Annotated in this window: 2 protein-coding genes and 1 pseudogene; all 3 read right to left on the bottom strand. The window is 47.9% G+C overall.

Annotated elements, in window-relative coordinates:
- The coding region (locus ACQ76X_RS35880) for a hypothetical protein (protein ID WP_438498660.1) at positions 1 to 306 on the bottom strand (306 nt) is incomplete at its 3' end.
- A gap of 5 nt (positions 307 to 311) precedes the next feature.
- Entirely contained in the window at positions 312 to 1,049 is a 738-nt protein-coding gene (locus tag ACQ76X_RS35875; protein WP_438498662.1) for a metal-dependent hydrolase, read from the bottom strand.
- Positions 1,050 to 1,120: 71 nt separating this feature from the next.
- Positions 1,121 to 1,334: pseudogene (locus ACQ76X_RS35870) on the bottom strand (serine/threonine protein kinase); the annotation flags it as partial.

Genomic DNA, 1,334 nt, shown 5'->3' with positions numbered 1-1,334 from the left:
TACAATAAATACAATCAGACCGGCCTCAATCCAAAACCACTTATCTTTGATGGTCCCTTTACCCGTACTGATCTTGACCAGCTTGATAATGACTCGGACCACCACAAAAATCAGTGTTGCAATGGTGATTAAAGAGATAAACAACCCAATCGGTGTAAACACAAAGTCCAGTCCGTCTAGCACCTTCCAGTTAAACTTCATTTTCTCCTTGATCTTCGTAATCGGATTATTATCATCGGCGTAGGCCATGATGGGCAACAGGAACACACTAAAGAACATCATCAAAACAGTTATTGTTTTTTTCATTACATTCATCCCTTCACATGAAATAGTTTGATCCACAGCACCACACTCGCAGCCCAGCAGATCCTGGCCACCCAGCGCTCAGTGGCACCGCCGTTACGAATGACATTCAGCGCGACTTTCAGCCTGGGTAGCAGTGCAGAGTGAATTCCTTCTGCTGTAACCGAATCAGCGAGTAGATGTGACCACCAACCGGCTAAAACACCCAGCCCCGTCGCGTACACCAGCGGGGACTGTGATTCGGTAAAAGTAATCACCCCTGCGCTAAGCAAAACGGCGAATTCCGGACTGTGAATCAGTCCCCGGTGCTTCACAAAGGGCATGATCAATAACGCCAGCCCCGCTAATAGCAATAGCCAGTGTTCGTGATAATGTAGATACGCTCCAACCATCAGTAGTCCAGCTCCACTAAGAATCAATGTCCGAAGTCTAGCTGCCACAGCAAGGCATAAGCCAGTAGCGATCCACAATAGTGGAAAACCCTGTTGTAAATAAAATAGAATAGCGCCAACTCCTACCGCCATTCCTGATGCCCACCGCAGCTTCTTTCTGGTTTTGGCTGAAAACTGCATGGTATTGCTAACTGTACTGGTTTTGTGGTCTAAATCGGGCAGCAAACCCGCCACACCTGCAGCGACTACTAAGAGTAAGACTGGCGTGACTCTCAGCTCGGTGAGGTGTGCAGCGAGAGCCGATCCGGTTAGCACAGCTACAGCTACATGTCCCTTTTTATTCATTTTTTTCATCACCTCCTTCCGAAACGACAAATAACCGCTTCAGGTGCTGAAGCAGTGCGGCCTTCCTTATGATTTGTTACTCAGAAGAAACGGGCGAGTCCTCTCTTTTTAGGCTTATCCAGGATCGGAGAGAGTAATCCTTCCAGTAATTCATCCGTGTTAGGGTCTGATTTAAACGGGTCTGGGTGATACGGAATGGCAAAGACCGGTCTGCCGCTTAAGCATCCGGCTATGATTTCCTGATTCTCTTCACTCGCCAGTGGCAGAGCAATCCTCCAGTAATCTTGAGGTACG

Origin of the sequence: Paenibacillus sp. IHBB 3054 (genome assembly GCF_051594305.1) — a bacterium.
Lineage (GTDB): Bacteria > Bacillota > Bacilli > Paenibacillales > Paenibacillaceae > Paenibacillus_AQ.
The sequence above is the reverse complement of the archived record's forward strand: the minus strand, read 5'-3'. Positions and strand labels throughout refer to the sequence as shown.

Bases quoted from the DNA above. Each gene is read 5' to 3' on its own strand.
- ACQ76X_RS35875 (WP_438498662.1), bottom strand. From the start codon at position 1,049: ATGAAAAAAATGAATAAAAAGGGACATGTAGCTGTAGCTGTGCTAACC.